This window comes from Hyphococcus sp., assembly GCF_041986965.1.
Classification (GTDB): Bacteria; Pseudomonadota; Alphaproteobacteria; order Caulobacterales; family Parvularculaceae; genus Hyphococcus.
Window position 1 is genome coordinate 211,416 of the sequence record NZ_JBHIXB010000004.1, and the last position, 24,242, is coordinate 235,657.

29 protein-coding genes are annotated in these 24,242 nt (G+C 60.8%); 18 read left to right on the plus strand and 11 right to left on the minus strand.

Annotated features, from left to right (window positions below; all coding sequences use genetic code 11):
• Positions 1-83: 83 nt before the first annotated feature.
• The 6 genes from ACFC5L_RS17505 to ACFC5L_RS17530 all read right to left on the minus strand — a co-directional run bounded on the left by ACFC5L_RS17505 (position 84) and on the right by ACFC5L_RS17530 (position 3,785).
• Positions 84-1,145, minus strand: a complete 1,062-nt coding sequence (locus tag ACFC5L_RS17505) for an enoyl-CoA hydratase/isomerase family protein (protein ID WP_375203983.1) — start codon at positions 1,143-1,145, stop codon at positions 84-86.
• Positions 1,123-1,401 (minus strand): hypothetical protein, encoded by a 279-nt coding sequence (locus ACFC5L_RS17510; protein WP_375203984.1) that lies wholly within the window; start codon positions 1,399-1,401, stop codon positions 1,123-1,125. The genes ACFC5L_RS17505 and ACFC5L_RS17510 overlap by 23 nt, the downstream gene beginning before the upstream one ends.
• Before the next feature lie 21 nt (positions 1,402-1,422).
• Positions 1,423-2,052 (minus strand): DedA family protein, encoded by a 630-nt coding sequence (locus ACFC5L_RS17515; protein ID WP_375203985.1) that lies wholly within the window; start codon positions 2,050-2,052, stop codon positions 1,423-1,425.
• Between the two features lie 76 nt (positions 2,053-2,128).
• Positions 2,129-2,440 (minus strand): encapsulin-associated ferritin-like protein, encoded by a 312-nt coding sequence (locus ACFC5L_RS17520; RefSeq protein WP_375203986.1) that lies wholly within the window; start codon positions 2,438-2,440, stop codon positions 2,129-2,131.
• A gap of 239 nt (positions 2,441-2,679) precedes the next feature.
• The gene (locus ACFC5L_RS17525) at positions 2,680-3,183 is read right to left on the minus strand and encodes a hypothetical protein (protein WP_375203987.1); all 504 of its coding nucleotides are present in this window, start codon (positions 3,181-3,183) and stop codon (positions 2,680-2,682) included.
• A 134-nt stretch (positions 3,184-3,317) separates the two neighbouring features.
• Positions 3,318-3,785, minus strand: a complete 468-nt coding sequence (locus tag ACFC5L_RS17530) for a hypothetical protein (protein ID WP_375203988.1) — start codon at positions 3,783-3,785, stop codon at positions 3,318-3,320.
• 441 nt (positions 3,786-4,226) lie between these two features.
• Here ACFC5L_RS17530 and ACFC5L_RS17535 point away from each other — a divergent pair, with 441 nt between their 5' ends.
• The 3 genes from ACFC5L_RS17535 to folB are packed head-to-tail and all read left to right on the plus strand — an operon-like array spanning position 4,227 to position 6,402.
• Positions 4,227-5,204: a calcium/sodium antiporter gene (locus tag ACFC5L_RS17535; RefSeq protein WP_375203989.1), complete on the plus strand. Its 978-nt coding sequence runs from the start codon at positions 4,227-4,229 to the stop codon at positions 5,202-5,204.
• A 3-nt stretch (positions 5,205-5,207) separates the two neighbouring features.
• The gene (locus ACFC5L_RS17540; RefSeq protein ID WP_375203990.1) at positions 5,208-5,969 is read left to right on the plus strand and encodes an SDR family oxidoreductase; all 762 of its coding nucleotides are present in this window, start codon (positions 5,208-5,210) and stop codon (positions 5,967-5,969) included.
• A 4-nt stretch (positions 5,970-5,973) separates the two neighbouring features.
• Complete coding sequence (gene folB, locus ACFC5L_RS17545; RefSeq protein ID WP_375203991.1) at positions 5,974-6,402, plus strand: dihydroneopterin aldolase; 429 nt, start codon at positions 5,974-5,976, stop codon at positions 6,400-6,402.
• A 147-nt stretch (positions 6,403-6,549) separates the two neighbouring features.
• On the opposite strand, the gene ACFC5L_RS17550 is transcribed toward folB, so the two are convergent.
• Positions 6,550-7,035, minus strand: coding sequence for a DUF3592 domain-containing protein (locus ACFC5L_RS17550; RefSeq protein ID WP_375203992.1), 486 nt, complete (start codon positions 7,033-7,035; stop codon positions 6,550-6,552).
• A gap of 78 nt (positions 7,036-7,113) precedes the next feature.
• Between ACFC5L_RS17550 and uvrC the strand changes: the two genes are divergently transcribed.
• From uvrC to ACFC5L_RS17605, 11 genes are all read left to right on the plus strand, one after another.
• Positions 7,114-9,039: an excinuclease ABC subunit UvrC gene (uvrC, locus tag ACFC5L_RS17555; RefSeq protein ID WP_375203993.1), complete on the plus strand. Its 1,926-nt coding sequence runs from the start codon at positions 7,114-7,116 to the stop codon at positions 9,037-9,039.
• 87 nt (positions 9,040-9,126) lie between these two features.
• A complete protein-coding gene (locus ACFC5L_RS17560; protein WP_375203994.1) occupies positions 9,127-9,360 on the plus strand; it encodes a hypothetical protein in 234 nt (77 codons plus the stop codon).
• A 332-nt stretch (positions 9,361-9,692) separates the two neighbouring features.
• Complete coding sequence (locus ACFC5L_RS17565; protein WP_375203995.1) at positions 9,693-11,252, plus strand: DEAD/DEAH box helicase; 1,560 nt, start codon at positions 9,693-9,695, stop codon at positions 11,250-11,252.
• Complete coding sequence (gene infA / locus ACFC5L_RS17570; protein WP_375203996.1) at positions 11,170-11,451, plus strand: translation initiation factor IF-1; 282 nt, start codon at positions 11,170-11,172, stop codon at positions 11,449-11,451. The genes ACFC5L_RS17565 and infA overlap by 83 nt, the downstream gene beginning before the upstream one ends.
• Complete coding sequence (locus tag ACFC5L_RS17575; RefSeq protein WP_375203997.1) at positions 11,448-11,651, plus strand: hypothetical protein; 204 nt, start codon at positions 11,448-11,450, stop codon at positions 11,649-11,651. Before infA ends, ACFC5L_RS17575 begins: the two co-directional genes overlap by 4 nt.
• Before the next feature lie 55 nt (positions 11,652-11,706).
• The gene (speB, locus tag ACFC5L_RS17580; protein ID WP_375203998.1) at positions 11,707-12,495 is read left to right on the plus strand and encodes an agmatinase; all 789 of its coding nucleotides are present in this window, start codon (positions 11,707-11,709) and stop codon (positions 12,493-12,495) included.
• Between the two features lie 101 nt (positions 12,496-12,596).
• Entirely contained in the window at positions 12,597-13,493 is an 897-nt protein-coding gene (locus tag ACFC5L_RS17585) for an RnfABCDGE type electron transport complex subunit D (protein WP_375203999.1), read from the plus strand.
• 15 nt (positions 13,494-13,508) lie between these two features.
• Positions 13,509-14,906 (plus strand): DUF2330 domain-containing protein, encoded by a 1,398-nt coding sequence (locus tag ACFC5L_RS17590; RefSeq protein ID WP_375204000.1) that lies wholly within the window; start codon positions 13,509-13,511, stop codon positions 14,904-14,906.
• 54 nt (positions 14,907-14,960) lie between these two features.
• The gene (gene pgsA, locus ACFC5L_RS17595; protein ID WP_375204001.1) at positions 14,961-15,515 is read left to right on the plus strand and encodes a CDP-diacylglycerol--glycerol-3-phosphate 3-phosphatidyltransferase; all 555 of its coding nucleotides are present in this window, start codon (positions 14,961-14,963) and stop codon (positions 15,513-15,515) included.
• On the plus strand, positions 15,512-16,213 hold the full coding sequence (locus ACFC5L_RS17600) for a response regulator (protein WP_375204002.1): 702 nt from the start codon (positions 15,512-15,514) through the stop codon (positions 16,211-16,213). Before pgsA ends, ACFC5L_RS17600 begins: the two co-directional genes overlap by 4 nt.
• Positions 16,214-16,218: 5 nt before the next feature.
• Positions 16,219-17,529, plus strand: a complete 1,311-nt coding sequence (locus tag ACFC5L_RS17605; protein ID WP_375204003.1) for an ATP-binding protein — start codon at positions 16,219-16,221, stop codon at positions 17,527-17,529.
• 22 nt (positions 17,530-17,551) lie between these two features.
• Here the strand turns inward: ACFC5L_RS17605 and proC are convergent, their stop codons facing one another.
• From proC to ACFC5L_RS17620, 3 genes are all read right to left on the minus strand, one after another.
• Entirely contained in the window at positions 17,552-18,364 is an 813-nt protein-coding gene (gene proC, locus ACFC5L_RS17610; protein WP_375204004.1) for a pyrroline-5-carboxylate reductase, read from the minus strand.
• A gap of 362 nt (positions 18,365-18,726) precedes the next feature.
• On the minus strand, positions 18,727-19,230 hold the full coding sequence (locus tag ACFC5L_RS17615) for a type III secretion system chaperone family protein (RefSeq protein ID WP_375204005.1): 504 nt from the start codon (positions 19,228-19,230) through the stop codon (positions 18,727-18,729).
• Positions 19,231-19,536: 306 nt separating this feature from the next.
• Positions 19,537-19,776 carry an accessory factor UbiK family protein gene (locus ACFC5L_RS17620; protein WP_375204006.1) on the minus strand — a complete coding sequence of 80 codons (240 nt, stop codon included), beginning with the start codon at positions 19,774-19,776 and terminating at the stop codon, positions 19,537-19,539.
• Between the two features lie 253 nt (positions 19,777-20,029).
• Between ACFC5L_RS17620 and lgt the strand changes: the two genes are divergently transcribed.
• The 4 genes from lgt (at position 20,030) to ACFC5L_RS17640 (ending at position 23,830) form a co-directional block, all read left to right on the plus strand.
• Positions 20,030-20,896 (plus strand): prolipoprotein diacylglyceryl transferase, encoded by an 867-nt coding sequence (gene lgt / locus ACFC5L_RS17625; protein ID WP_375204007.1) that lies wholly within the window; start codon positions 20,030-20,032, stop codon positions 20,894-20,896.
• Positions 20,893-22,002 (plus strand): class I SAM-dependent methyltransferase, encoded by a 1,110-nt coding sequence (locus tag ACFC5L_RS17630; protein WP_375204008.1) that lies wholly within the window; start codon positions 20,893-20,895, stop codon positions 22,000-22,002. The genes lgt and ACFC5L_RS17630 overlap by 4 nt, the downstream gene beginning before the upstream one ends.
• Positions 21,999-22,796 carry a peptidoglycan editing factor PgeF gene (gene pgeF / locus ACFC5L_RS17635; RefSeq protein WP_375204009.1) on the plus strand — a complete coding sequence of 266 codons (798 nt, stop codon included), beginning with the start codon at positions 21,999-22,001 and terminating at the stop codon, positions 22,794-22,796. Before ACFC5L_RS17630 ends, pgeF begins: the two co-directional genes overlap by 4 nt.
• 89 nt (positions 22,797-22,885) lie before the next feature.
• A complete protein-coding gene (locus ACFC5L_RS17640; protein ID WP_375204010.1) occupies positions 22,886-23,830 on the plus strand; it encodes a ribose-phosphate pyrophosphokinase in 945 nt (314 codons plus the stop codon).
• On the opposite strand, the gene ACFC5L_RS17645 is transcribed toward ACFC5L_RS17640, so the two are convergent.
• A complete protein-coding gene (locus ACFC5L_RS17645) occupies positions 23,827-24,204 on the minus strand; it encodes a VOC family protein (RefSeq protein WP_375204011.1) in 378 nt (125 codons plus the stop codon). The two genes, ACFC5L_RS17640 and ACFC5L_RS17645, sit on opposite strands and share 4 nt — an antisense overlap.
• Positions 24,205-24,242: the final 38 nt, after the last annotated feature.

Here is a 24,242-nt window from a genome sequence, read left to right on the forward strand (position 1 = left end):
CGCTACGGCCGGGACGACAATGGAGCGTTCAACACTGGATGTCATCCCGGAATTTGCGTAGCAAATATCCGGGATCTCCTCGCTCACGGCAACACGAGCTCCGCCTCGCCCAGCGGTTCGAAATAAGGCGCCACATCCTTGTCGCTGAGATCGGCGAGCGCGGCCGGCGACCATTTCGGATTACGGTCCTTGTCGAGAATCTGCGCGCGCACGCCCTCGAAAAAGTCATGACCTTCCATCACCCGGCGAACCATGCGGAACTCCATCTTCATGACATCGTCGAAGTCGAGTTCATGACCACGGCGCATCTGTTCAAAGGTCAGGCGCAGTGATGTCGGCGACATTTTTTCAAGCGTCGACAGCGTCGTATTTGCAAAGTCGCCGCCATCTTTTCCAAGCGCGGCCATCAATCCGTCGAGCGTTTCATGGCCCTGGAACAGGCGTGCAATGTCGCCGCGACTATCATTCACCGGCGCATGGCCCGGATCGCCGGCATAGATATCAAGGACGGTTTCAATGTCGGCATGGGCGTGCCCCCCCAGCGGCGTCTTCAACAGGGCATCCGCCAGCTCTTCATATTTATCGCCCGGCGCGTAATGGGTCGCGATCCCCGCCGCCATGCAGTCGGCGGCTTTGGCGCGCGCGCCCGTCAGCGCGTAATAAAGTCCGAGACCGTCATGAAGGCGCGGCATGAAATGACCGCCGCCAACATCGGGAAAAAGACCGATGCCTGTTTCCGGCATGGCGAACAGCGTCGCGTCGCCGGCGACGCGAAAATCGCCATGCACCGAAATCCCGACGCCGCCGCCCATGACGATCCCGTCGATCAGCGCCACATAGGGTTTCGGATAATGGTAGATCAGTGAATTATTGAGATATTCCTCGCGGAAAAATTCACAGGCGTAAGCGGGATCTTCCTTCGCCGTATCGTGGAGCCAGCGAATATCGCCGCCGGCGCAAAAGGCGCGCTCGCCCTCGCCCTTCACCAGGACAGCCTTCACCGTCGTGCGCCCGCTTCCCCATTTGGTCAGTTGCGCGCGCATGGCCTTGACCATGTCCCAGTTCAGCGCGTTCAGCGCCTTTTCGCGATTGAGCGTGATGACGCCCCATTCGCCGATTTCTTCAAAGAGAATGTCTGTCGTCATCCGAACGCTTCCTGCCGCCAATCAAGTTCACGACGGCGATTACAAAGAGCAAAAGGCCCGCATAAAGAAAACCGCTCAATTGCGGAATATCGCCGCTCGCGATCCGTTCTATCACGGTGAGCATCATGGAAAAGGCCGACAAGGGCGTTTCCGCCGCATTGAGCTCCTCGCCCAATTTTGCAAAGGCGCCGAGATAGGAATAAGCCAGGAGCGCGAGGCTCGCGAGAAAGAGTCCAATGGAAATCAATATCCGCATGGGGACCCGCCTTCCACCGGATTACTCCTCTTCCTCTTCTTCTTTTTCAAGGGGCGTGCCTTCAAAGCCGGGCATGCCCGGCATGGGGTGATCGAGCTCCTTGGTGAGCGGCGTCATCACGCCTTCATGCCTGCGGCGGTGATTGATCCAGCGGAACAGGATATAGGCTGCAAGCAGGCTGATAGTGACCAGCGGCATCCAGACGATCGCCTCCTCGCCCGCCACGGCGCCCACTGTGTGAAACAGGGAAAAGACAACGCCAATATAAAGCGATGCGGTGAACACCAGCGTCAGCACATATTTCGGATAATGCGCTTTGAAGAATCCGGCCGCGATATAGGTGGGAATGCGCGTGCCGGGCACAAAACGGGCGGTCAGCATGGTCTGGAGGAATTCCTTGCGGATCAAATCGCCCGCGACAGACACACCCGGCTTTTCAGCGAATTTATGCGCCCATTCATATCGGCGCGCGAGCCGGCCCATCCAGTATTTCCAGGCGTCGGAGGCGACAAGCCCGCAAAGAATAGCGGCAACGAGCAGGATCGTTGGCGCAGTTCCGGCGAGCGACGCCGTGGCGGCGAGGATGACGCCGAAATCTTCCTGTAAAAACGGCGTCAGGAACAGGGCGCCGAACAACACCCACCAGCTCATCGTCGCCAGGTCGCCTGCTTCAAACCCGAAAATAGCCGCACGCTCCCGTTACATGCCGACGCCGAGAGGCGCCTTATTATTTGCGGTTCATGATTTCCGCTTCGAGCTTGGTAATAGGACCGTCCTTGAAAAGATAGTTCTTCAATTCCTTATCGAAATCCTCGGAATTTCGCCGCAGCCATTCCAGCGCCATGGCGGCGTGTTCGATCTCTTCTTTCATGTTGTGAATGAGGATCGCCTTCAGCGACGGGTCGTCGCAGTCATCCGCTCGTTGCTGGTACCAGTCCACGGCCTCAAGTTCCTCCATCAAAGAGGAAATCGCCTGGTGCATGTGAATCGTCTCTTTGCTGAGCCGCTCCCGCGGCGCGTGCAAACCTTCGCTCGACATAAACGCTCCTGTAGCCATCTGGCCCGGCTTCACCGCCGAAGGCCTTTGAGATTCTTCCTGAAAACCGGCCGCCGCAGGCGCCTCGTCCTTTTCGGCCCTTTCGCCCCGCCGCCGCCAAAACCGCCACATGGCTACACCCCCTGCTCCAAAAAGCACAGGATTTTTGACGCTCATGTTGCAGCGCGTCAAGAAGCCATGAGCGCGCAGGCGACATCTGCAGGGTCAGGAAATTGGAGGGTTCAGTCGACGAGCCGCAAGCCGGGCTCAACGTCAACCGCAAGACGGCCGCTCGCAGCGCCGATCACATGCGTGATTTCACTGCCATTGGCGGCCAGCGGCGCCGTCACGGCGCGGAACAACAACCGGCGGCCATCACATAAGGTGAGCGTATCGTCGCGATAATGGGGCGCCTCGGACGCCACCGCGGCGTAAATATCCGCCGTCGCCTTGTCGAGCAGCGACAGGGTCCAGTCGTCCTCGCCGCTCAAATGCACGTCGGAGAGTTTCGCGAGGCAATGGCCAAGATAAATGAAAAACGGAAAGCCGATGCTCTTTTCCAGATCGACCGCGAAAACCCAATCCCAGTCCTCGCCAAGATCTGAGTCCTGCATCGCTTCCCAGCTCGGAAACTTTCCGCGCGCCGCCCGGGCCCAGACATCGACGAGACGGCGGGTCAACCGCCTGTCCGCCGCCGGCGCCACAACCACGTCGCCGAATAGATCCGCCACATCGCTCAGCATCATCGCCCCGTAAAGTTCCCGTTCTCGTCATGAAGAATAGAACAGGTTCGTAAGCTGACGATTTGCGCGAACAGGTGAATTTAGATCAAATTCCCAAAAGCCGGTAACCATAGAACCGGCGGCGCCCGGATTTGCGGTTAAACGCTGCGCCCTTTTGCGGCGCCGAAGATATGCGTGACGTCGGTTCCGTTTTCCGACAAGGGCAACAAGATCGAACGGAACGCCACGCGCCGCCCGTCATCAAGCTGCTTGATGTCGTTGAACTCCACCGGCGCGCGCGTCAGCGCCGCCTCGTCCATCTTGGCGATGGCGGTGTCGAGCAGGGTTTTCTCCCGCCGCGGATCGCCCATGGGATAGGCGGTCGAATAGCGCGAGATCGCATCCCCCATAAACAGGAAATAGGGAAAGATATCCGACAGCCGCATATCCACCGCGAAGCAGAACGGCCAGTCGGGCCCAAAATTGAGCGCCTCTATTTCCTTGAGGGACGGCAGACGCTCACGCGCCAGCCGAGCCCATTTGTTCCTCACCCGCTCGGTGATCCGGCGTTCGGTGATTCTCGGTGATGTCTGTCTCCCCGCTGCCTCGAGTACTTCCGACTTCATTTGAGCCCGCCCTGAAACAACTTGAGGCGAGCATAGGTCCGAAGCTATGCGAAAGGGCTAAGGCGCATGGCGGGTTTTGTGGAAAATTTGAAGGAGTTGCGGGGCGCGCCTACCCCCGCGAAGTCGCGAGGGCCAGCGCCGACGGCCGCTGGACGGGTGTCAGCAGCCGGGGGGTGACGGTGTTGCCGGGCGGCCCTATAAGGGCGGTCAGGCAACGCTAAAGAAGGGGTATTTCCATGAATCCAGGTTGGATGGCTGTCTCCACGATCCTCGTATTCATTATTGTTTTTGCGGTCCTCAATCTCCTTGAAAAAGGCAGCGTCGACTAGCGCTCTCCCGCCCTAGAAAGCGAAAAAAGGCTTCCCATATGGGAGCTTGCGGCCGGGTCTTCCCCGCCGCCATTACGGCGATAACCACGCCCCCGCGCAACATAGGCGTTTCATGATCCCCGAGATCGCACCCCAGATCGCATTCGTCATTCTTGGCCTCGCCATTCTGCTTGTCGCAGGCGATTTGCTTGTGCGCGGCGCGGTCGGCCTTGCCGCGGCGCTGAAAATTCCCGCCCTGCTCATCAGCCTGACCATCGTCGCTTTCGGCACCTCCGCGCCGGAGCTCGTCGTCACCGTGCAGGCGGTGTTGAGCGGCAATGACGGCATCGCCCTCGGCAATATTATCGGTTCGAATGTCGCCAATGTCTTTCTGGTGCTCGGCGTGCCGGCGATCATCTATCCGGTGACGACGCATGTTCTGGGCTTGCGCCGGCATGCGGTCATCATGCTGATTGCAACCGCCGGCTTTCTTTTCGCCGCTTACGGTCCGGGCGAGATCGGCGCGCGAACCGGCGCCGCCCTCTTCATCGGCATTCTTGTCTATGTCGGCTATATGTGGGTGCGCGCCAGCACCGGCAAATCCGACGATCCGATCCTTGATGAAGTCGAGGAATATCAGGACACGGCGGGTGTCAGCCTCAAGACCATGATGTTTCTGGCCGCGGGCCTCATTGGCCTTCCCGCCGGCGCGCATCTCCTCGTGTCTCACGGGGCGGACCTCGCGTCCAATCTTGGCGTGCGCGAAGAACTGATCGGCCTCACGATCGTCGCTTTCGGCACCTCCCTGCCGGAACTGGCGACGGTCTTCGCCGCCGCCCTTCACAAGAAATCCGATGTCGCCATTGGCGGCGTTGTCGGCTCAAACATCTTCAACATTCTCGCCGTGGGCGGCGCCGCAGGTCTTGCCGGCACGGCGGCTTTCGATAGAGCGTCGCTGACGCTGGACCTGCCGGTGATGGCCATCGCCGCCATTGCGCTCGCCGCCTTCGTGCTCACCCGCAAGGATATCGGGCGTGTGGCCGGCCTTGTGTTCACCGGCGCCTATATCGGCTTTATTCTGATGCTCGCTGAAAATGCGGGAGCGTTTTAAACCATGACGGTCGCTCCATCCGGCGCAGCGCTCGTCACCGGCGCCGGGAAACGGCTGGGCCGGGCGATGGCGCTCGCGCTCGCGGACGCCGGCTACGACGTCGCCGTTCACTACAACAGCTCCCCGGAGGAAGCTAACGCCGTCGTTGCCATGATCGAGGCGAAGGGCCGCCGCGCCGCCGCCGTCAAAGCCGATCTTTCAAAAGAAAACGAAACCGCCGCGCTGATCGGCAAGGCCGCAAAAGCGCTCGGTCCGCTGGCCCTGCTCGTCAACTCCGCTTCCGCCTTTGAGCATGACGACATCACGACCATGGACCGCGACAGCTGGGACCTTCACATGGAGGTCAATTTGCGCGCGCCGGTGAAACTTGCGCAGGACTTTGCCGCACAGGCGCCGAAAGACAGCCTTATCGTCAACCTGATTGACCAGCGTGTTTTGAAACTGACGCCGCAATTTCTTTCCTACACGGCGTCGAAAGCGGCGCTCTTTACGCTGACCCAGACCTTGGCCCAGGCGCTTGGCCCCAAGAGCGTTCGCGTGAACGCCATCGGCCCCGGCCCGACCCTTAAAAACCCGCGCCAGACCGATGAAGACTGGCAGCGCCAGAACCAGTCTACCATCCTCGGCCATGGGGCGGACCCTGAGGATATATGCGGAGCGCTTCTTTATCTGTTGTCAGCGCGTTCGGTCACGGGACAGATGATCGCCGTCGATGGGGGGCAACATCTCACCTGGCGCACCGCGGATGTCCTGGTGCAGGAATAGACCTATGAGCAAGCCCAAAACGCCGCCCCAAAAAACACAGCCCGAGATTACGCCCCTTCCCCGCAGCGCGACGGCGCCGCAACGGCGCATCTTTGTGCGCGGGCTGACTCTCGACGCTTATATCGGCGCCTATGAAAGCGAACAGGGCGTCACCCAGCCGATCCGCATCGACTTCGAAGCAGATGTCATCGAACCCGCCAATCCGGTGAGCGACGAACTTGAAGACATTGTCTGCTATGACGAGATGACCCGCGGCATCAAGGCGATCATCGCCGAAGGCCATATCAAGCTCGTTGAAACCCTCGCCGAACGCATCGCCGATCTGGTGCTGTCGCATCCGATGGTGATTTCCGTGATGGTGCGCATCGTCAAACCGAACGCCATCACCGAAGCGGACGCCGCCGGCGTCGAGATCAGCCGCACAAAACGCTAGAAACAGCACCCGAGTTTTTAAAGGACCGCAATCTCTCAATTGTAATCCCGGCCGAACCCCGGACTTGTTCCGGGGAAGAGCCGGGATCTCTTTTTCTTGCTGTGGAGATCCCGGATAAACACTATCGCGTTTTCCGGGATGACACCGTCAAAAGGCGTGATGAGCGGAAACGCCGATGACCTCTTCGCGCGTGCGCGACAAAGCCCAGACGACTCCGCCGACACCGAAAAATACGGCGGCGCCCGACAAGAGCGACAGAATCACGAAAGCAAAGCTCGCCCCGCCGGGATAGATCACGGCGTAGCCATGGTCTTCCGGGTCCACATAAACGATGACGGATTCACCGGGACGGTAGTCCACCTTGTCCGTCGTCATGAACCAGCCGAGAAAAGTGCGCGTTCGGGTCGCTTCGTAACTGCGCCCGTCAAAAGAATAGACATAGCGTAAGGGCGCGCGCTCGCCTTCAAGCCGGCTGAGGACAATCCCGTCGGCGGCGGGCCAGGCCAGACTCGCCCGTGAACGCGCGTAATCGTGAACGACAAAGCCGCCGCAAGCGACGCCGATCACCGCCATCGCCGTAAAGACAATCAGCACGATCGAGATGTCCGATTTCTTTTTCAGTTCCGGCGCCATTTGACCTTTCGCCCGCGCGCGATTAGCTCCGATAATAGCCTTACCGCCCCTTTGTGAACGCCCGGTTAACCATTTCGCATGAGCCCTGAAACTCCGGATACAATAGAAAAAGAAACGCTTTCCGGCCCCCAATCCGGACAAGCGCTGATCGCAGATCAGGTCAAACGCCTGCCCGGAAAACCCGGCGTCTATCGGATGTATGGCGCCAAGGGCGACGTTCTCTATGTGGGCAAGGCGAAGAACCTGAAAAACCGGGTCTCGTCCTACGCACAAGGGCGCGGCCATTCGAACCGCATCCTGCGCATGATTTCCGAAACGCGGGCGATGGAGTTCGTGGTCACGGGCACCGAGACCGAAGCGCTCCTCCTCGAAGCGAACCTAATCAAGCAGTTAAAGCCGCGCTACAATGTCATCCTGCGCGACGACAAGTCGTTCCCGTTCATTCTTGTCGCCGAAGATCACGAGGCGCCGCAGATTCTGAAACATCGCGGCGCGCAAAAACGCCCCGGGCAATATTACGGGCCTTTCGCGTCTGCCGGCGCGGTCAACCGCACGCTCAACACGCTGCAAAAAGCGTTTCTGTTACGCTCCTGCACCGACAGCGTTTACGAAGGGCGTGCGCGACCCTGCCTCTTGCATCAGATCAAGCGTTGCGCCGCGCCCTGCGTCGGCCTTGTCAGCGCGGAGGAATATAAGGAACTCGTCGCGGAGGCGAATGACTTTCTCTCCGGCAAAAGCGCTGAAGTGCAGAAGACCCTGTCAGCGCAGATGGAGAAAGCCTCCGCCGATCTCGATTTTGAAACCGCAGCGCGCCTCAGAGACCGCATTCGCGCGCTGTCCTATATTCAGGGAACACAGGATATCAATCCTGGCGGCGTTTCCGAAGCCGATGTCTTCGCCATTCATTCCGAGGGCGGACAAAGTTGCGTCCAGGTGTTTTTCTTCCGCGCCGGGCAGAACTGGGGCAATCACGCCTATTTCCCGAAGCATGACAAGGAAGACGAACCGGCGGCGATCCTCGACGCGTTTATTGCGCAGTTTTACGATGCGCGCGAACCGCCGCGGGAAATCTATGTGTCCGTGAAGCCGCCGCAGGCGGACCTCCTTTCAGAAGCGCTCTCGATCAAGGTGAACCGCAAGGTTGCGATCCACGAGCCCCGGCGCGGCGAAAAGCGCGACCTTGTAAAAGCCGCAGAAATGAATGCGCGCGAGGCGTTGTCACGGCGCATGGCGGAATCGGCGAGCCAGCAGAAAAGCCTGCGCCAGCTTGCCGATATTCTGGGCCTCGAAGCGCCGCCGGAGCGCATCGAGGTTTACGACAACTCGCATATTCAAGGGTCGAACGCCGTCGGCGCCATGATCGTCGCAGGGCCAGAAGGCTTCGTCAAAAACCAGTACCGCAAGTTCAACATCAAAACCTCGAGCCTCGCGCCCGGTGACGATTTCGGCATGATGCGCGAAGTTATCACGCGGCGTTTTGCGCGGCTGATGAAAGACGAAAACGCCGAACGCCCGGATCTTGTGATCATCGACGGCGGCAAGGGCCAGCTCTCCGTCGTGCTCGATGCGTTGAAAGAGATCGGCGTCGATCCGCAAGCCGAAGGCGTCACGATTATCGGCGTCGCCAAAGGACGTCGCGAAAATGACGAAGGCGAAAAGCGCATCGACCGCACCATGGGCGCGACGGGCGAGCAAGTCGTCATGACGGGGCGCGAGCCCTTCACCCTGCCACCGCGCGATCCGGGGCTCTTCGTGCTGCAGCGCCTGCGCGATGAGGCGCACCGCTTCGCCATCGGCGCGCACCGCGCAAAACGCAAGAAAGCCATCGCCGCCAATCCGCTCGACGGCGTCCCCGGCATCGGCGCGAAACGAAAGCGCGCGCTTCTCAACCATTTCGGCTCAGCGAAAGAAATCGCGCGCGCCAAACCCGCCGACCTGGAGGCCGTCGAAGGCGTCTCCGCCGCGCTGGCGCAGAAGATTTACGACTATTTCCACGGCGGCTGATGCAATCGGGCCCGCGACACCCTATATGCATAAAGGCCTCGGCCGCATGGTGCTGTTCCCGGGCTTGAACCCGAAAGGAATAGCGTCTTGTCCACCCCCAAAAACACCGCCGCCAGCCGCGCCTATCGCCAGGTCGATGCAAAAGCTGCGCGCGCCGAACATGAAAAAGAAAAGCGCGATGCGCTGAAGAAAACGGCGAAACTGCGCGAGTTGCGTCTCGCCAAGGAAGCCGAAGACCGCGCCGCGGAAGCTGCAAACCCGAAAAAGCCGGCGAAAAAGCCGAAAAAGCGCGGATTGCCTGAGTTTGAGCGCGAACGCTGAGCTGTTTTCAAAGGTTAAGATTTTTCGTCTACGGACGAATTTTGCGCCGCAACACGATTTCGCTTGCATTTGCGCGCTTTCAGTCCATATAGAGCCCAGAGTGAACCATGGCGCCCATGCGCAACGTGTCGCTCATCTATAAAATCAGGGCGTTCCCTACCATCCACCGGTCACGCATTGACCGGAAAACGCCCGGGTGGCGCGTGTAAGCGGACTAAAATTCCCGCAAGGCCATTCTCAACCAACCAAGATTTAGAGCGCCTGACACGCGGGTTCTCCTGAACCCATAGCGTTCGCGTGGCGATTTCCGCCCCGAGCGCGGAAAGATATTTGTGACTTCTTTTGCTGAATTCGGCCTTTCAAAGCCGATCCTGATGGCCCTTGCGCGCGAAGGCCATGATGCGCCCACCCCCATTCAAAAGGCCGCCATTCCGGTGGTCCTGAAAGGCCGCGACCTGTTGGGCATCGCCCAGACGGGCACCGGCAAGACGGCGGCCTTTGCGCTGCCGATCCTCAACCATCTGGCCAAAGACCGCCAGCGTCCGGCCCCGCGCGAGTGCCGCGTTCTGGTGCTGGCGCCGACGCGCGAACTGGCGCTTCAGGTGAAAGAGCGTTTTGACGCCTATGGCGCCGCGCAGGGTCTCGCCACCGGCCTCGTCATTGGCGGCGTCGCCTTCGGCAAACAGCGCGCCATGCTGCATCGCGGCCTCGACATTCTTGTGGCGACACCCGGCCGCCTGATCGATGTTATCGAAAAAGGCGCGCTGAAACTCGACGCCGTCGACCATTTCGTCCTCGACGAAGTCGACCAGATGCTCGATCTCGGCTTCATTCATTCGATCCGCAAAATTGCGTCGATGCTGCCGCAGGAACGCCAGAATATTTTCTTTTCGGCGACCATGCCGCCGGCGATCGCGAAACTCGCATCGGCCCTGTTGACCAATCCGGAACGCGTGGAAATCGCCGCGGCGAAACCCTTGAAGATCGACCAGAGCGTCATCTTTGTAGAAAAGCCCAACAAGGCCGCAACGCTTGTCTCTATCGTCAAACAGGACGCCTTCAAGCGCGGTCTTGTATTCTCGCGCACCAAGCACGGCGCCGACAAAATCGTGCGCATGCTGAACGCCGCCGGCGCTCCGGCCCACGCGATTCACGGCAACCGCTCCCAGGCGCAGCGTGAAAAAGCGCTCAACGCCTTCCGCAAGGGCAAGGCGAATATCCTCGTCGCGACCGACATCGCCGCGCGCGGCATCGACGTGCAGGACGTCACCCATGTGGTGAATTACGACCTGCCGAATGTGCCGGAAACCTATACGCACCGCATCGGCCGCACCGGCCGCGCAGGCGCGACAGGGGTCGCCATCTCTTTTTGTTCGGGCGAGGAACGTCCGTTCCTGAGAGCGATTGAGAAAGTGACGCGGCAAAGGCTGACCGACGCCAACGGAGAAAGCGTCGGCGAAGAACCGCGCAAGCCGCGCGGTCCACGCCCTGATGGACGCAAAGGCGGCCCCCGCAAGGACTGGGGACGCAAAGCCGGCGGGCGCAAACCCGGCGGCCGTAAATTCGAAGGACGCAAACCCGGCGACCGCAATCCTGACGGCGTAAACGCCGAAGGGCGCAACGACGCCAACGGCAAGCCCGATTTCCATGGCGCAGACGCCCGCAAACCAGCCGCCAACAACAATCCCGCCAACGAAAACCGCCGCCGCAAGGGCGGCCCGAAATCACCAAGACCGCCAAAACAGGCGGCGTTCCATTCAAATGAAGCGCTCCCTCATGAGAGCGCTGATGAAAAGAAAGGACACGAACATGGCGAAGGAAGAACTAATCGAGTTCGACGGCGTCGTCACCGAGGCGCTCCCGGACGGGAATTTTCGCGTCACGCTGGATAACGAACACGAAGTGCTCGCCTATATTGGCGGCAAGATGCGCAAGCGGCGCATTAAAACCCTCGCAGGCGACCGCGTGACCGTGGAAATGTCCGGCTACGACCTTTCCAAAGGGCGCATCACCTTCCGTCACAAAACGGAAGGCGCGCCGCCTGCGCCCGGCAAACGCCAAAGCAGTTACAAATCAAGAGGCCGAAGATGACCGAAAGAAACGCCGCCGAAGCCTCGCGCGCCAAAATCGCCGAACTCTCGGACGCCCGCCTCAAGGCGCTGGCGTTCCGGGTGTGGCGCGCTGCGCGCAGCAAACACAAAAAGCAACGCAACCGGGCGGCGCACCTTGCGCCCCTGTTCAGAGCGGAGCTGAAGCTGCGCAATCTCGACAACACCGGGACCGCGCATTAGCGCCGCGGGACAAACCCGATGGACAAGCCTCTGGCGCAGGCGTTAGCCTGACGCCATGACCGTCACGCTTCATGGCTTTTCCTGGGATGCAAGCTCTTCTTATGCGCGCGGACCGGCGCTTGCGCCGCCCGTCATTCGCGCCATTCTGTTTTCTGAAAGCTCCAGCTCCTATTCCCTTTCCGGGGCCGACGCGCGCGAAATCATCAGCGCTTATGATTTCGCGGACCTGCCGGACGACGGCGCAGAGGCGCGCGAGGCGATCTCCACGCGCATTGCAACGACGCTGAAGGCCGGCGCAAAGCCGTTGAGCCTCGGCGGCGATCATTCCGTCACTTATCCAATCCTCAGGGCGATGAAGGAAAAGCACGGCCCCCTCAACATTCTTCATATAGACGCGCATACGGATCTTTATGAGGAATTTGAAGGCGACCGGTATTCTCACGCCTGTCCTTTCGCCCGCGCGATTGAGGATGGGTGCATCGGAACGCTGGTGCAAGTGGGCCTGCGCTCGACAACGCCGGACTGCCGCGCCTTTGGCGAAAAACACGGGGTTGTCATGCTCGGCGCTGAAGAGATGGACGCGATCCCTTATGACCGGCTGACGGGGCCGCTTTATGTCTCCATCGATCTCGACGGGCTCGACCCCGCCTTTGCGCCGGGCGTATCGCATCCCGAACCGGGCGGTCTTTCGACCCGTGATGTCCTTCAAATTTTAAGCGCCCTGCCGGCGGCGCCTGTGGGCGCCGACATTGTCGAGCTGAACCCGGAACGGGACATCAACATGATGACGGCGGGGGTTGCGGCGCGGTTCGTGAAGGAGCTTGCGGCGCTGATGGCGCAATAGCGCCCCCAAACGATCCCGCCTTCGCCCCGTTTCCGCCTTGTTCCTCCGCTTTCTTGGGACCTTCCTGGCCCCGCAAGGCAAACCGGATTAGGCGCCGTCACATGGTGAATGCGAAATTAAGGGATCGCCTGTTCAAGGACCCGCGGCATTATCAGCTGGCGACCCTGTCGGCGCTGCTCGCCTTCGGCGTTACAACACGCGCCTTTGAAATTGCGCCGATCCAGATCGCCGCCATTTTCACAGCGGCGCTCATGGTTCAACTGCTCGGCTCCTTCATGACCGCAACCCGGTTCGATCCCCGCAGCGCCATGATCACTTCGCTATCGCTCTCACTTTTGCTGCGCGCGGATACGCTTGCGCCGCTGATGATCGCGGCGGCGATCGGGGTCGGTTCGAAATTCATGTTCCGGCTTTACGGCAAACATGTCTTCAACCCGGCGAATGCAGGCATTGTCGCGCTCCTCCTCCTGTCGCAGACCATCATGCCCGGCGCGGCCTGGACGCCGTCGGGCCAGTGGGGCTCGGCGATCTGGCTCGCGGCGATGCTTGCCGGCGCGGGACTGTTCGTCACCTATCGTGCAGCGCGCCTCGATGTGCCGCTGATTTTTCTTGGCGGGTTCGCCGCGCTGATCGTTGCGCGCGCCTTGTGGCTCGGCGATCCTTTGGCGATCCCGCTCCTGCGGCTTCAAAACGGCGCGCTGGTGCTGTTCGCGTTCTTCATGATCTCCGATCCGAAAACGACGCCCGACGGCGCGATCGCGCGCGCAGTGTTCGCCGCCGGCGCCGCGCTCATCGCTTACATCCTGACCTATCACTTCTTTATCGCGGACGGGATGTTCTACGCCCTCGCCGCAATGTGCATTGCGCGCCCGGTGATCGAAGCGTTCGATCCCGCGCCGCACTATCGCTGGGGCGATCCGGTCTCGTCCCCGCGATGGCTGTTCCGTTTCCCGCCGCGCCCCTCACGCGCCCGCCCCCATCCGCTACCCGCCGAATAAAAAGGGAGAGACCTTATGCGCCGTTCCTTGAAGAAAACCCTCATCGCCGCTACCTCGGCGGTCGCCGCCTTGGCGCTCACCGGCGGCGCTGTCGCGTTTTGCGGCTTTTACGTCGCCAAGGCCGACACGAAACTGTTCAACAAGGCGTCGAAAGTCGCGATCATGCGCGATGGCGACCGCACCGTCATCACCATGGCCAATGACTACCAAGGCGATTTGAAAGAATTCGCGATGGTCATTCCGGTGCCGGTGGTCCTCGAAGAAGGACAAATTCACGTCACCGAAAACGCGATCCTCGATCATCTCGACGCCTATACGGCGCCGCGCCTTGTCGAATATTTCGACGAAGATCCCTGTCAGGTGTATTTCCGCGAAGAGCTCGCCATGGCCGCGCCGACCGCCGCAGCCGAAGACGGCGGCGGCCGCGCCCGCAAAAACGGTTACGGCGTCACCATCGAAGCCGAATACACCGTCGGCGAGTATGACATCCAGATCCTCTCCGCCGATCAGTCGGACGGCCTCGCCGCGTGGCTGACGGACAATGGCTACAAACTGCCCGAAGGCGCGGAGGCGACGCTTGGCAGCTACATCAAGCAGAACACCAAATTCTTCGTCGCCAAGATCAATCTCGAAGAACAGGCGCAAACGGGCCTTAAATATCTGCGCCCCTTGCAGATCGCTTTTGAACACCCCCGCTTCAGCCTGCCGATCCGCCTCGGCACCGTGAACGCTGACGGAAAACAGGAATTGTTCGTCTTCGCCCTCACCCGCTCGGGACGGGTCGAAACCACCAACTACCGCACGGTGAAATTGCCGACCGGCCAGAACATCCCGCTTTATGTGAAGGCTGAGTTCGGTGAGTTCTATAAATCCATGTTCCACGAACAGGTGGAAAAGGAAAATGGCCGCGCGGTCTTTCTGGAATATGCCTGGGACATGAACTGGTGCGACCCTTGCGCCGCCGATCCGCTTTCCCGGAACGAATTGCGCGAGCTTGGCGTTTACTGGCTCGATGGCGGCCCCAATAATAACGGCAAGCCAGGCGTCATGCCGCGCCGTCCCGGACCGCAACAGGCGCAGGATGTGTTCGTCACGCGCCTTCATGTTTCCTATGACGCCGAACATTTTCCCGAAGATCTGATGTTCAAGGAAACCGGCGATCGCTCGAATTATCAGGGCCGCTATGTGCTGCGTCATCCTTATAAGGGCGATGCGGAATGCGAGGCGGCCGAGGCGTATCGCGCCGAACTGCCGAAGCGGTTCGAAGCGGAAGCGCAGACGCTCGCAACCCTCACCGGCTGGGACATTGACGATATCCGCGCCAAGATGGACGACGGCGGCCAGCGCTTTGAACCGCCGAAACCCACGCCGTGGTGGAAGAAACTCTGGGGCGGAGACGGGAAAGAAGGCTAAGCCAAGGCGTTTCGCGCACTGGCGAATAAAGACGGCGCGGTTTATCTTCCCGCCATGGCCAATCTTATCACCCTGGCGCGCATGGCGCTCGTCATTCCGTTTGTTTTCGCTTTCCTCGCAAATGCGCAATGGAACATGACGGCGGCGCTGATTATTTTCGTCGTCGCCGCGCTGACCGATTTCGTTGACGGCCGTGTCGCGCGGGCGCGCGGCGAAACGTCAGCGCTCGGCGCCGCGCTCGATCCCATCGCCGACAAGCTTCTCGTCGCCGCGGCGCTGATCCTGCTTGCGCGCAATGGCGTTATCGCCGGTGTTGGCGTCGTCGCCGTCATCATTATCGTGTTGCGCGAAATTCTCGTCAGCGGGTTGCGCGAAGCGCTGGCGGCCGCGCAGCAAACGCTCGCCGTCACCTCTCTCGCCAAATGGAAAACGACGGCGCAATTGATTGCGGCCGGTTTGATGCTCGCCGCCGCGCCGACGGGAATTATTGGCGATGTGCTGCGTCCCGCCGCCAGCGCCGCGCTGTGGATCGCAGCGATCCTCACCTTGTGGACAGGCGCTGATTATTCCCTGCGCGCCGCCGCACTGCTTCAGGGCAAACGCGCATGAAGGCGGCGAAGAAAACCATTCCCGAAGACGCTGCGCATGTGCTGATCGTTGACGATGACGACCGCATTCGCAGTCTGTTGAAACGCTATTTGAGCGAAAACGGCTTTCGGACATCTGTCGCCGGCAACGCCAAGGAGGCCCGTGCGCTCATGGCGTCCGTCGATTTCGATGCGCTCGTGCTTGATGTGACCATGCCGGGCGAAACCGGGTTTGAACTGACGAAATCGGTGCGCGCCGCATCGAATGTGCCGATCCTTCTTCTGACCGCGCGCGGTCTCGCCGAAGACCGGATCGAAGGGCTTGAAATGGGCGCCGATGACTATCTTTCGAAACCATTTGAACCGCGTGAGCTGCTTTTACGCATCAACTCGTTGCTGCGCCGTTCAGCGCCGGCGGGCGGCGAAAAGCGTGAAGTGAAATTCGGCGGCTGCACGTTCTCACTCGGCCGCAGCGAATTGCGTAAGAATGGCGAACCGGTGCGGCTCACCTCCGGCGAAGCGGCGCTGCTCAAAGCGCTGGCGCAAAAACCGCGTGAGGCGATCAGCCGTGAGGCCCTCGCCGAGCAGACGGCGCAAGGCATGGAACGCTCCGTCGATGTGCAGGTGACGCGTCTCAGAAAGAAAATCGAGGAAGACCCGCGCGCGCCGATCTATCTTCAAACCGTGCGCGGCGTCGGCTACGCCTTGATGACGGACTAAAAGACATGCTGCGGCGCTATCTTCCCAAAAGTCTTTATGCGCGGGTGACGCTGATCGTCGTCCTGCCGATTTTTCTGACGCAGGCGCTCGTCACTTACATTTTCTTTGCGCGGCACTGGGACCTCGTAACCGCCAACATGTCGGAGAATGTGGCGGGACAGATCGCCATGGTGACGCGGCTTTATGGCGACGCCGCAGACGATGCGGCGCGCATGGCCATTATCGAGATGGCGCGCGAGGATCTGCATATGCGCGTCCATTACGATCCGCTGGCGCCGCTTCCCGACGATAACCTCCTGGCGCCGTTCAACGTCTACAACGCCACGCTGAAACGGCGCCTGCGCCACACGCTCAAACAGCCCTATTGGCTCAACACCCAAAGCTGGCCCGAAGATGTGGAGATCCGCGTCGCCTATAGCGACGGCGCCCTCGTCTATTTCGTCAAGCGCGACCGGGTGTTTGCAACCACCGGCCGCATCTTCCTGTTCTGGCTGATCGGCACGTCGATCCTGCTTGGCGTTGTCGCCATCATTTTCATGCGCAATCAGGTGCGGTCGATCCTGCGCCTCGCTGACGCCGCGGCGGCCTTCGGGCGCGGGCGCGACGCGCCGGGATACCGCCCGTCTGGCGCCACGGAAGTTAGGAAGGCAGGCTACGCCTTTATCGCCATGCGCGAGCGCATCAAGCGCCATCTCGAACAGCGAACCGCCATGCTCGCCGGGATCAGTCATGATCTTAGAACGCCGCTGACGCGCATCAAGCTCGCGCTCGCCATGCAGCCTGAAAGCGAAGACATCAACGAGCTGCGCAAGGATGTGACCGAGATGGAGCGGATGATCGGCGCCTATCTCGATTTCGCCCGCAATGAAGCCGCCGAGGAAGAACCCGGCACCTTTCGCGTCGCCGAATTGATCAAGGAGATCGCGGGAGACGCAAAACGCACCGGACGCGAGGTCGAGATACAGGCGCCGGCGGGCATCGTCATCGAGGCGCGCCGCAGCGCGCTGAAACGCGCGGTCGGCAATCTCGTCAACAACGCCCTGCGCTACGCCGATCATGTCTGGGTGAGCGCGCGCCGTTCCGACCGCTATATCGAAATCACCGTTGACGACGACGGCCCGGGCATCGACCCCGCTCAATATGAAGACGTTTTCAAGCCCTTCACCCGTCTCGATGAGGCGCGCAATATGAATGAGAGCGGCGTCGGCATGGGGCTCACTATCGTACGCGATGTGGCGCGCACCCATGGCGGTGATGTTACGCTCGAAAAATCGGACAAGGGCGGTCTTCGCGCGGTGATGCGCCTTCCGGTTTAATCTGCCGGTTTAATCAGGCGGTCTAATCCGTCAGCTCGCCGGCCCGTTTCGCCGCAGCTTTCACTGCTTTTTCCACCAGCTTGCGCATGGCGGCGTCATCGCCGTCAAAAACTTTGAGCGCTGCTTCTGTTGTGCCGCCGGGAGACGTCACGGCCTTGCGCATCTCGGCGGGGCTTCGCAGGTCGGCGTCCATCATGGCGCCGGCGCCGGCGAGCGTTGCGCGGGCAAGCGCGGCCGCGGCCGTCTTGTCGAGCCCCAGCGATGCGCCGGCTTCGGCGAGCGCTTCGGTCAACAGAAAATAGTAAGCGGGACCGGAGCCCGACACCGCCGTCACGAAATCGATTTCTTTTTCCGTCTCGACCCAGACCGTTTCACCGGCGGCGCGCATCAGCGTTTCGATGAGCGTTCGTCCGTCCGCGTCAATTGCGTCCGGCGCGTATAGTCCTGAGACGCCCCGGCCGATGGCGGCGGGCAGATTCGGCATGACGCGTGCAACGCGCGGCGCACCATTCAGCATGTTCTGAATGGTGGCGACGCTCTTTCCCGCCATGACCGAGATCACGATGGCGCTCTCCGCCAGCGCGGCGTAATGAGGCAACACCTCACCTGCGATCTGCGGCTTCACGGCGACGAGCATGGCGTCAAAGCCCTCGCCCTTGTTCACCGCCACGTCTTTCTTGGCGCACAGTCTCGCCATATCCTCGGTGATGTTCGGATCGAAAACAGCGGAGCGCGCAGAGTCGATCGTGCCGGCGGCGAGCCAACCCTTTAACAGGGCGCCGCCCATGGCGCCGGCGCCGATCAAGGCTACGGAAGGTTTCGTTTGTCCTGTCATGGCCGCGACCATAGGCCGTGTTCGTGTTGAAAGAAACGCCGGGCGTGCGCCGCCGCCCAAATGACGGCGCACGACCCGAATGTTTTGCGCAACAACCAGCAACAAGGCCGGTCTCCGCGCCTCAATCCACAATGTCAAAGAGCCTCTTCCGGCATGCTTTCGCACCGGAAGGCGGCGCCGTCAGAACCTCTTTGCTGTGACATGCGGAGAGTATCTCGTCCGCCTTCGCTTCGGTTTCAGTCCGGCAACGGACAAAGCATAAGGCGGCTGGAGACGTGGTGGATAACTTTGCACCAACCCTCAAAAATCTGCAGGAATTCAACAGATTTGAGGTGAAATTCCCGTTATTGGGGCGCGGAGTTTTATGCGTTGCCCTGCGTTTCGAACAACGACGCCTTGAGCGCATCTTCGGGCTTTTTGCCGCCCCAGATCAGGAAGTTGAACGCCGGATAAAACCGGTCCACCGCTTCGCTGGCTGCGCGAATGAGCGCTTCGCCCTGCACGCTGTCGAGACCGCCCTCTTCGTTCAGGAGCGCAGCATTGCGATAGACGATGGAATGATCCTCCGCCCACAGATCGAAATGTCCGATCCACAACCGCTCATTCACCATGACGATCAACCGGCTCGCATCATCGAGACGCCCGACCGGCGCTTTCAGATCAAGCGGCGCGCCCATTTGCAAGGTCGCAAGTTCGGGCCGCCAGGTGAACCAGAGACCGATGTCGCGCCATACGCCCGGCAGCATCACATGAAGCTCATGCTCGCCGGCGCGCTCCATTTCGAACTCAAGGCCGGCCGCTGCGGCTTCCAGCGCCTTTAAAGGATTGACGGCCTGTTTCGGTTTGCGGATGAGTTCGATGGACATAGCGCCCCTTTTCCCGATCAAATTCTCGATTTGGGCGACTGCTGCCAGCCGCCTGCAACCGCATGTCGCTGCGATTCGGGACGCGCACAAATGATTCGATGAAACTGTTTTTCCGCAGCGCCTCTGCAAAAAAACTATTAACGCCAACAGATTGGGGAAGATCAGACGTTAGCCTCAACGACACGATACCGCGCCGGCGCTGATTCTTTGAACCATGAGCCTTGTGGCATCGGTTTCTGGCTGGCGAACGTCTGTCCAGCCGGCGCCCCGCGATGGGCCGCCGCCTCTGCAAGGCTCATGGGGAAGTTAGCGATTCTCCAGCGCGTCGAGGCGCGCTTTCAGCGATTCGTTTTCCTCACGCGCAAGCCGGGCCATTTCCTTCACCGCGTCGAACTCCTCGCGGGTGACAAGATCCATGTCGGCCAGCAGGCGCTGCAAGCGGCTGCGCATGACGGTCTCCGCCTCGCGCCGGACGCCGTCCGCCGCCCCCGCCGCCTCGGTCATCAGCTTGGCGATTTCGTCGAAAATGGCGCTCTGGGTCTGCATGGGAAACTCCTTTTGGAGAGGAATATAGGGGCTTGGGGCTGACTTTTCAGCTTCAATCTTGACGCATGCTTCGCCGTTGTCATCCCGGACGCTGCACAGCAGCGATCCGGGATCTTAGAGCAGATTGAGGGAGATCCCGGATAAAAGCTGTCAGCTTTTTCCGGGATGACAGCGAAGGAGCGCGGGGCGACAGGGGCGGCAAAGCGCGCTATTGAGACGCACGAAACCGTCCAAGCTCCCTTCAAGGCTGGTTATGAGCGTTCCTTATCCCACCATTGACCCTGTTTTACTAAAGATCGGCCCGTTTTCCCTGCGCTGGTATTCGCTGGCCTATATTGGCGGGCTCGCCGTCGGGTGGTGGTATCTGACCCGCCTTATCAAGAAGACGCCGCTCTGGCCGAAATCCGGCCCGCCGGTGACGCGCCAGCAACTCGACGATGTGATTTTCTGGGTCGCAATCGGCGTGATGGCGGGCGGGCGGCTTGGCTATCTTCTCTTCTACGAACCAAACCTCATCATTGCGCCATGGGAGAAACTGTTTGGAGTCGTTCCCTTCCCGCCGGCGCTGATGACATGGAATGGCGGCATGTCGTTTCACGGCGGCCTTCTCGGCGTGACGCTGGTCGGCGTCTGGTTTGCGAGGAAGCACAAGATCAACATGCTCTCGCTCGGCGACATGTTCGCCTGCGCAACGCCCATCGGCTTGTTCTTCGGCCGCATCGCGAACTTCATCAACGCAGAGCTTTACGGGCGGCCCTGGGACGGCGCATGGGCGATGGTGTTCCCTACGGACCCGCAACAGGTTCCCCGTCATCCGAGCCAGCTTTACGAAGCCGCGCTTGAGGGCGTTGCGTTGTTCACGATTCTTTTCGTCGCGACGCGCAAGTTCGGTTTTCTGAAACGGCCCGGCGCGGCCATGGGGCTGTTCCTGTTCGGCTACGGGATTTCGCGCATCATCGTTGAAAATTTCCGCGAGCCTGACGCCCATATGCCTGACTTTCCCCTCGGTCTGACCATGGGCATGATGCTCTCGATCCCGATGCTGGCGCTTGGCGGCTGGCTGATCTGGCGAACCTTCAGGACGCCGCAACAGACCCCGTCACAGAAGGCTAAAGCATGAGCAGCGGCATTCCGGAACTGACGCCGCTGGAAGAACGCCTGATCGACCTCATCAAACTGAAAGGGCCGATCACCGTCGCCGACTACATGACGGATGCGCTGACGCATCCCCATGAAGGCTATTACATGCAAGGGATCCCCATCGGCGCGGAGGGAGATTTTACGACCGCGCCGGAAATCAGCCAGGTGTTCGGCGAGTTGATCGGCCTCTGGCTCGTGGAAGCCTGGCAAGGCATGGGCTCGCCCGCCGTTTTCAATCTCATCGAGCTCGGGCCCGGCCGCGGCGTGTTGATGGCGGATATCTTGCGCGCGGCGCGCCTGCGCCCCGGTTTCGCCAAGGCGGCGCAGGTCTGGCTGCTCGAAACGTCGGGGCGCTTGCGCCTCGAACAGCAAAAGCGCCTCAAGGTCACAGAAGCAAAACCGCTCTGGGCCGATGACTATGCCGACATCCCGCCGGCGCCGGCGCTGATCGTCGCCAATGAGTTCTTTGATTGCCTGCCGATCCGGCAGTTCGAGCGCATCAAGTCCGGCTGGCGCGAAAGGCTGGTCGGACTCGATGAAGAAACCGAACGTCTTGCCTTTACACTGGGCAAGACCCCGCCGCCGCCGGACTACAACCTTCCCTCGCTCGATGAGAGCGAGGAAGGCGACATCTTCGAGATCTCCTTCGAAACGAAAAAATTCACCGCCGAAATCTGCAAGACGCTCATTGACCAGGGCGGCCATGCGCTGATCATCGATTATGGCCATATGGCGCGCGGGCTTGGCGATACGTTGCAGGCGGTAAAGAACCACCATTACTGGCCGCCGCTGGCGACGCCCGGGCGCGCCGACCTCACCGCCCATGTTGATTTTGAAACACTCGCCGACGCCGCCATCGAAGCGGGCGCGGCCGTCTATGGCCCCGTGACGCAGGGACGCTTTCTTGAGCGGCTGGGTCTGCCTTTCCGTGTCGAAAGCCTTTGCAGGCAGCAAACGCCGGAAAACGCCGACGCCATCCGGATCGCCGCTGCACGCATCGCCTCGCCCGGCGCCATGGGCGAAATTTTCAAAGTGATGTGCCTTTCCGCGCCGACCCTGCCTGTCCCCGCTGGATTTGAGACGTGACGCCCCCTGCTAATGAAAATGCGCCGCCCTATCTGGTTTCCCCGCTGCTCGATCAGGCCGGGGTGGACCACGGTTTTTTCTCCCGCGACGGGGGCGTGTCGAAACCGCCTTATGCAAGCTTGAACACAGGGCCCGGCTCTGACGACCGGCCGGAAGACATCGCCGAGAACCGCCGCCGCTGCGCCATCGCGCTCGGCGTGGCGCCGGGCCGGCTGATGACGGCCTATCAGGTGCACTCGCCGGATGTGCGCGTCGTCGACGCCCCCTGGGAGAACGGTCCTGAAAAAGTCGATGCGCTGGTGACCGCCACACCCGGCCTTGCCTTGGGCGCACTCGCCGCCGACTGCATGCCGTTCCTGTTCGCCGACCGCCAAGCCGGGATTGTCGCCGCCGCCCATGCCGGCTGGCGGGGGGCGCTGGCCGGCGTTCTCGAAAACACGGTGGAGACGATGGTCAAGCTCGGCGCCAAAACGGGAAACATCGTCGCCGCGGTCGGGCCTTGCCTGCGTCAGCCGAACTTCGAAGTGGGCCTCGACCTGCTCGAAACTTTCACCGCCAAACACCCTGAAGCAGAACGGTTTTTCGCTCCCGGCTTAACTCCGGACAAGCGCCAGCTCGATCTCGCCGGTTTCGGGCGATGGCGGCTTGCGGAATCGGGCGTGACCCAGCTCGACGATATCGGGCTATGCACCCTCGCCGAACCGGACCGATTCTTCAGTTACCGCGCCATGCGCCGCCGCGGCGAGGCCGATTATGGCCGCAATCTCTCGGCTATATCGCTGAAAGAAATATGATTTCAAAAAGGCCGCCGCCGCGGGTTGCGCATCCGTCAAGAAACCGTCATGAAGCCCGCGCTTGTCAGGGTTAAGCGAGGGGCCGCTTCATGAGACTGATCGCCGGAAATTCCAACCGCCGGTTAAGCGAAGCCATTGGGCGCAAGCTCTCAACCCCGCTCTCGCAAGCGGAAATCAAAACCTTCAAGGACGGCGAAGTCTTTGTCGAGATTCAGGAAAATGTGCGCGGCGAAGACGTGTTCGTGATCCAGTCGACCGCCTATCCGGCGAATGACAATCTGATGGAGCTCCTGATCACCATGGATGCGCTGAGCCGCGCTTCAGCAAGCCGCATCACCGCCGTGATCCCTTATTTCGGTTACGCCCGTCAGGATCGCAAGGCGGGCCCGCGGACGCCGATCTCTGCAAAGCTCGTCGCCAATCTTATCACCACCGCCGGCGCCGACCGGGTGCTGACCGTCGATCTTCACGCCGGGCAGATCCAGGGCTTTTTCGACATTCCCACGGACAATCTTTACGCCGTCAAGGAATTCGAGCGCCGCATCCGCGAGTTGCAGAACGGCGATCTCGGCGATGTCACCGTCGTCTCCCCCGATGTCGGCGGCGTGGTGCGCGCCCGGGCTCTCGCCAAGCGTCTTGAAGACCGCCCCCTCGCCATTGTCGACAAACGCCGCGAAGGCCCCGGCCTTTCCGAAGTGATGAACATCATCGGCGAAGTCAAAGGCCGCCATTGCGTGATCTTCGACGATATCGTCGACTCGGGCGGCACGCTCTGCAATGCGGCGCAAGCGTTGATGGACAAAGGCGCGTCATCGGTCACCGCCTGCATCACCCATGGCGTTCTTTCCGATCACGCAGAACAGCGGGTGATGAAGTCAGAAGCGCTCACGCGTCTCATCATCACCGACTCCATCGAAGCGCGTGAAGGCGTCGCGGAGTGCCCGAAGATCGAACAGGTCTCCATTGCAACGCTGCTTGCAGAAGCCATTCGCCGCATCGCCAATGAAGAGTCGGTGTCGAGCCTGTTCGATTAGCCCGGGTCCTTGTCGCCCGGCTCCCAGAGCTCAATCCGGTTCCCTTCAGGGTCCGTCAAATGGGCGAAGCGGCCATTGGGATGTGTCTCCGGGTCGACTTCAATCTCGATCCCGTTGGCGCGCAGTTGCTTCGCCATCGCGTCAAGATTGTCCACGCGGAAATTGATCATCCACTGGTTCTTCATGTCGCCGAAATAGGTCGTGTCCTGGTTGAACGGCGCGAACACGACGGTCCCCGCAGTCGTCCGCCAGGGGGGCGTGTCGTAATCGCTCGGCACCTTGGCGACGCCGAGATTGTCTTCATACCATTTCGCCAGGCCGTCCGGATCTTTCGCCCGGAAGAACACGCCGCCAACGCCGCTGACTTTTTCCATGATGCTGCTCCCTTTTCACCTGAAGCCCATCACAGGCC

What these genes read in the sequence shown, in the direction of transcription:
- ACFC5L_RS17505 (WP_375203983.1), bottom strand. Translation starts at nt 1,145, where the DNA reads ATGACGACAGACATTCTCTTTGAAGAAATCGGCGAATGGGGCGTCATC.
- ACFC5L_RS17510 (WP_375203984.1), bottom strand. Translation starts at nt 1,401, where the DNA reads ATGCGGATATTGATTTCCATTGGACTCTTTCTCGCGAGCCTCGCGCTC.
- ACFC5L_RS17515 (WP_375203985.1), bottom strand. Translation starts at nt 2,052, where the DNA reads ATGAGCTGGTGGGTGTTGTTCGGCGCCCTGTTCCTGACGCCGTTTTTA.
- ACFC5L_RS17520 (WP_375203986.1), bottom strand. Translation starts at nt 2,440, where the DNA reads ATGTCGAGCGAAGGTTTGCACGCGCCGCGGGAGCGGCTCAGCAAAGAG.
- ACFC5L_RS17525 (WP_375203987.1), bottom strand. Translation starts at nt 3,183, where the DNA reads ATGATGCTGAGCGATGTGGCGGATCTATTCGGCGACGTGGTTGTGGCG.
- ACFC5L_RS17530 (WP_375203988.1), bottom strand. Translation starts at nt 3,785, where the DNA reads ATGAAGTCGGAAGTACTCGAGGCAGCGGGGAGACAGACATCACCGAGA.
- ACFC5L_RS17535 (WP_375203989.1), top strand. Translation starts at nt 4,227, where the DNA reads ATGATCCCCGAGATCGCACCCCAGATCGCATTCGTCATTCTTGGCCTC.
- ACFC5L_RS17540 (WP_375203990.1), top strand. Translation starts at nt 5,208, where the DNA reads ATGACGGTCGCTCCATCCGGCGCAGCGCTCGTCACCGGCGCCGGGAAA.
- folB (WP_375203991.1), top strand. Translation starts at nt 5,974, where the DNA reads ATGAGCAAGCCCAAAACGCCGCCCCAAAAAACACAGCCCGAGATTACG.
- ACFC5L_RS17550 (WP_375203992.1), bottom strand. Translation starts at nt 7,035, where the DNA reads ATGGCGCCGGAACTGAAAAAGAAATCGGACATCTCGATCGTGCTGATT.
- uvrC (WP_375203993.1), top strand. Translation starts at nt 7,114, where the DNA reads ATGAGCCCTGAAACTCCGGATACAATAGAAAAAGAAACGCTTTCCGGC.
- infA (WP_375203996.1), top strand. Translation starts at nt 11,170, where the DNA reads ATGGCGAAGGAAGAACTAATCGAGTTCGACGGCGTCGTCACCGAGGCG.
- ACFC5L_RS17575 (WP_375203997.1), top strand. Translation starts at nt 11,448, where the DNA reads ATGACCGAAAGAAACGCCGCCGAAGCCTCGCGCGCCAAAATCGCCGAA.
- speB (WP_375203998.1), top strand. Translation starts at nt 11,707, where the DNA reads ATGACCGTCACGCTTCATGGCTTTTCCTGGGATGCAAGCTCTTCTTAT.
- ACFC5L_RS17585 (WP_375203999.1), top strand. Translation starts at nt 12,597, where the DNA reads ATGGTGAATGCGAAATTAAGGGATCGCCTGTTCAAGGACCCGCGGCAT.
- ACFC5L_RS17590 (WP_375204000.1), top strand. Translation starts at nt 13,509, where the DNA reads ATGCGCCGTTCCTTGAAGAAAACCCTCATCGCCGCTACCTCGGCGGTC.
- pgsA (WP_375204001.1), top strand. Translation starts at nt 14,961, where the DNA reads ATGGCCAATCTTATCACCCTGGCGCGCATGGCGCTCGTCATTCCGTTT.
- ACFC5L_RS17600 (WP_375204002.1), top strand. Translation starts at nt 15,512, where the DNA reads ATGAAGGCGGCGAAGAAAACCATTCCCGAAGACGCTGCGCATGTGCTG.
- ACFC5L_RS17605 (WP_375204003.1), top strand. Translation starts at nt 16,219, where the DNA reads ATGCTGCGGCGCTATCTTCCCAAAAGTCTTTATGCGCGGGTGACGCTG.
- proC (WP_375204004.1), bottom strand. Translation starts at nt 18,364, where the DNA reads ATGACAGGACAAACGAAACCTTCCGTAGCCTTGATCGGCGCCGGCGCC.
- ACFC5L_RS17615 (WP_375204005.1), bottom strand. Translation starts at nt 19,230, where the DNA reads ATGTCCATCGAACTCATCCGCAAACCGAAACAGGCCGTCAATCCTTTA.
- ACFC5L_RS17620 (WP_375204006.1), bottom strand. Translation starts at nt 19,776, where the DNA reads ATGCAGACCCAGAGCGCCATTTTCGACGAAATCGCCAAGCTGATGACC.
- lgt (WP_375204007.1), top strand. Translation starts at nt 20,030, where the DNA reads ATGAGCGTTCCTTATCCCACCATTGACCCTGTTTTACTAAAGATCGGC.
- ACFC5L_RS17630 (WP_375204008.1), top strand. Translation starts at nt 20,893, where the DNA reads ATGAGCAGCGGCATTCCGGAACTGACGCCGCTGGAAGAACGCCTGATC.
- ACFC5L_RS17640 (WP_375204010.1), top strand. Translation starts at nt 22,886, where the DNA reads ATGAGACTGATCGCCGGAAATTCCAACCGCCGGTTAAGCGAAGCCATT.
- ACFC5L_RS17645 (WP_375204011.1), bottom strand. Translation starts at nt 24,204, where the DNA reads ATGGAAAAAGTCAGCGGCGTTGGCGGCGTGTTCTTCCGGGCGAAAGAT.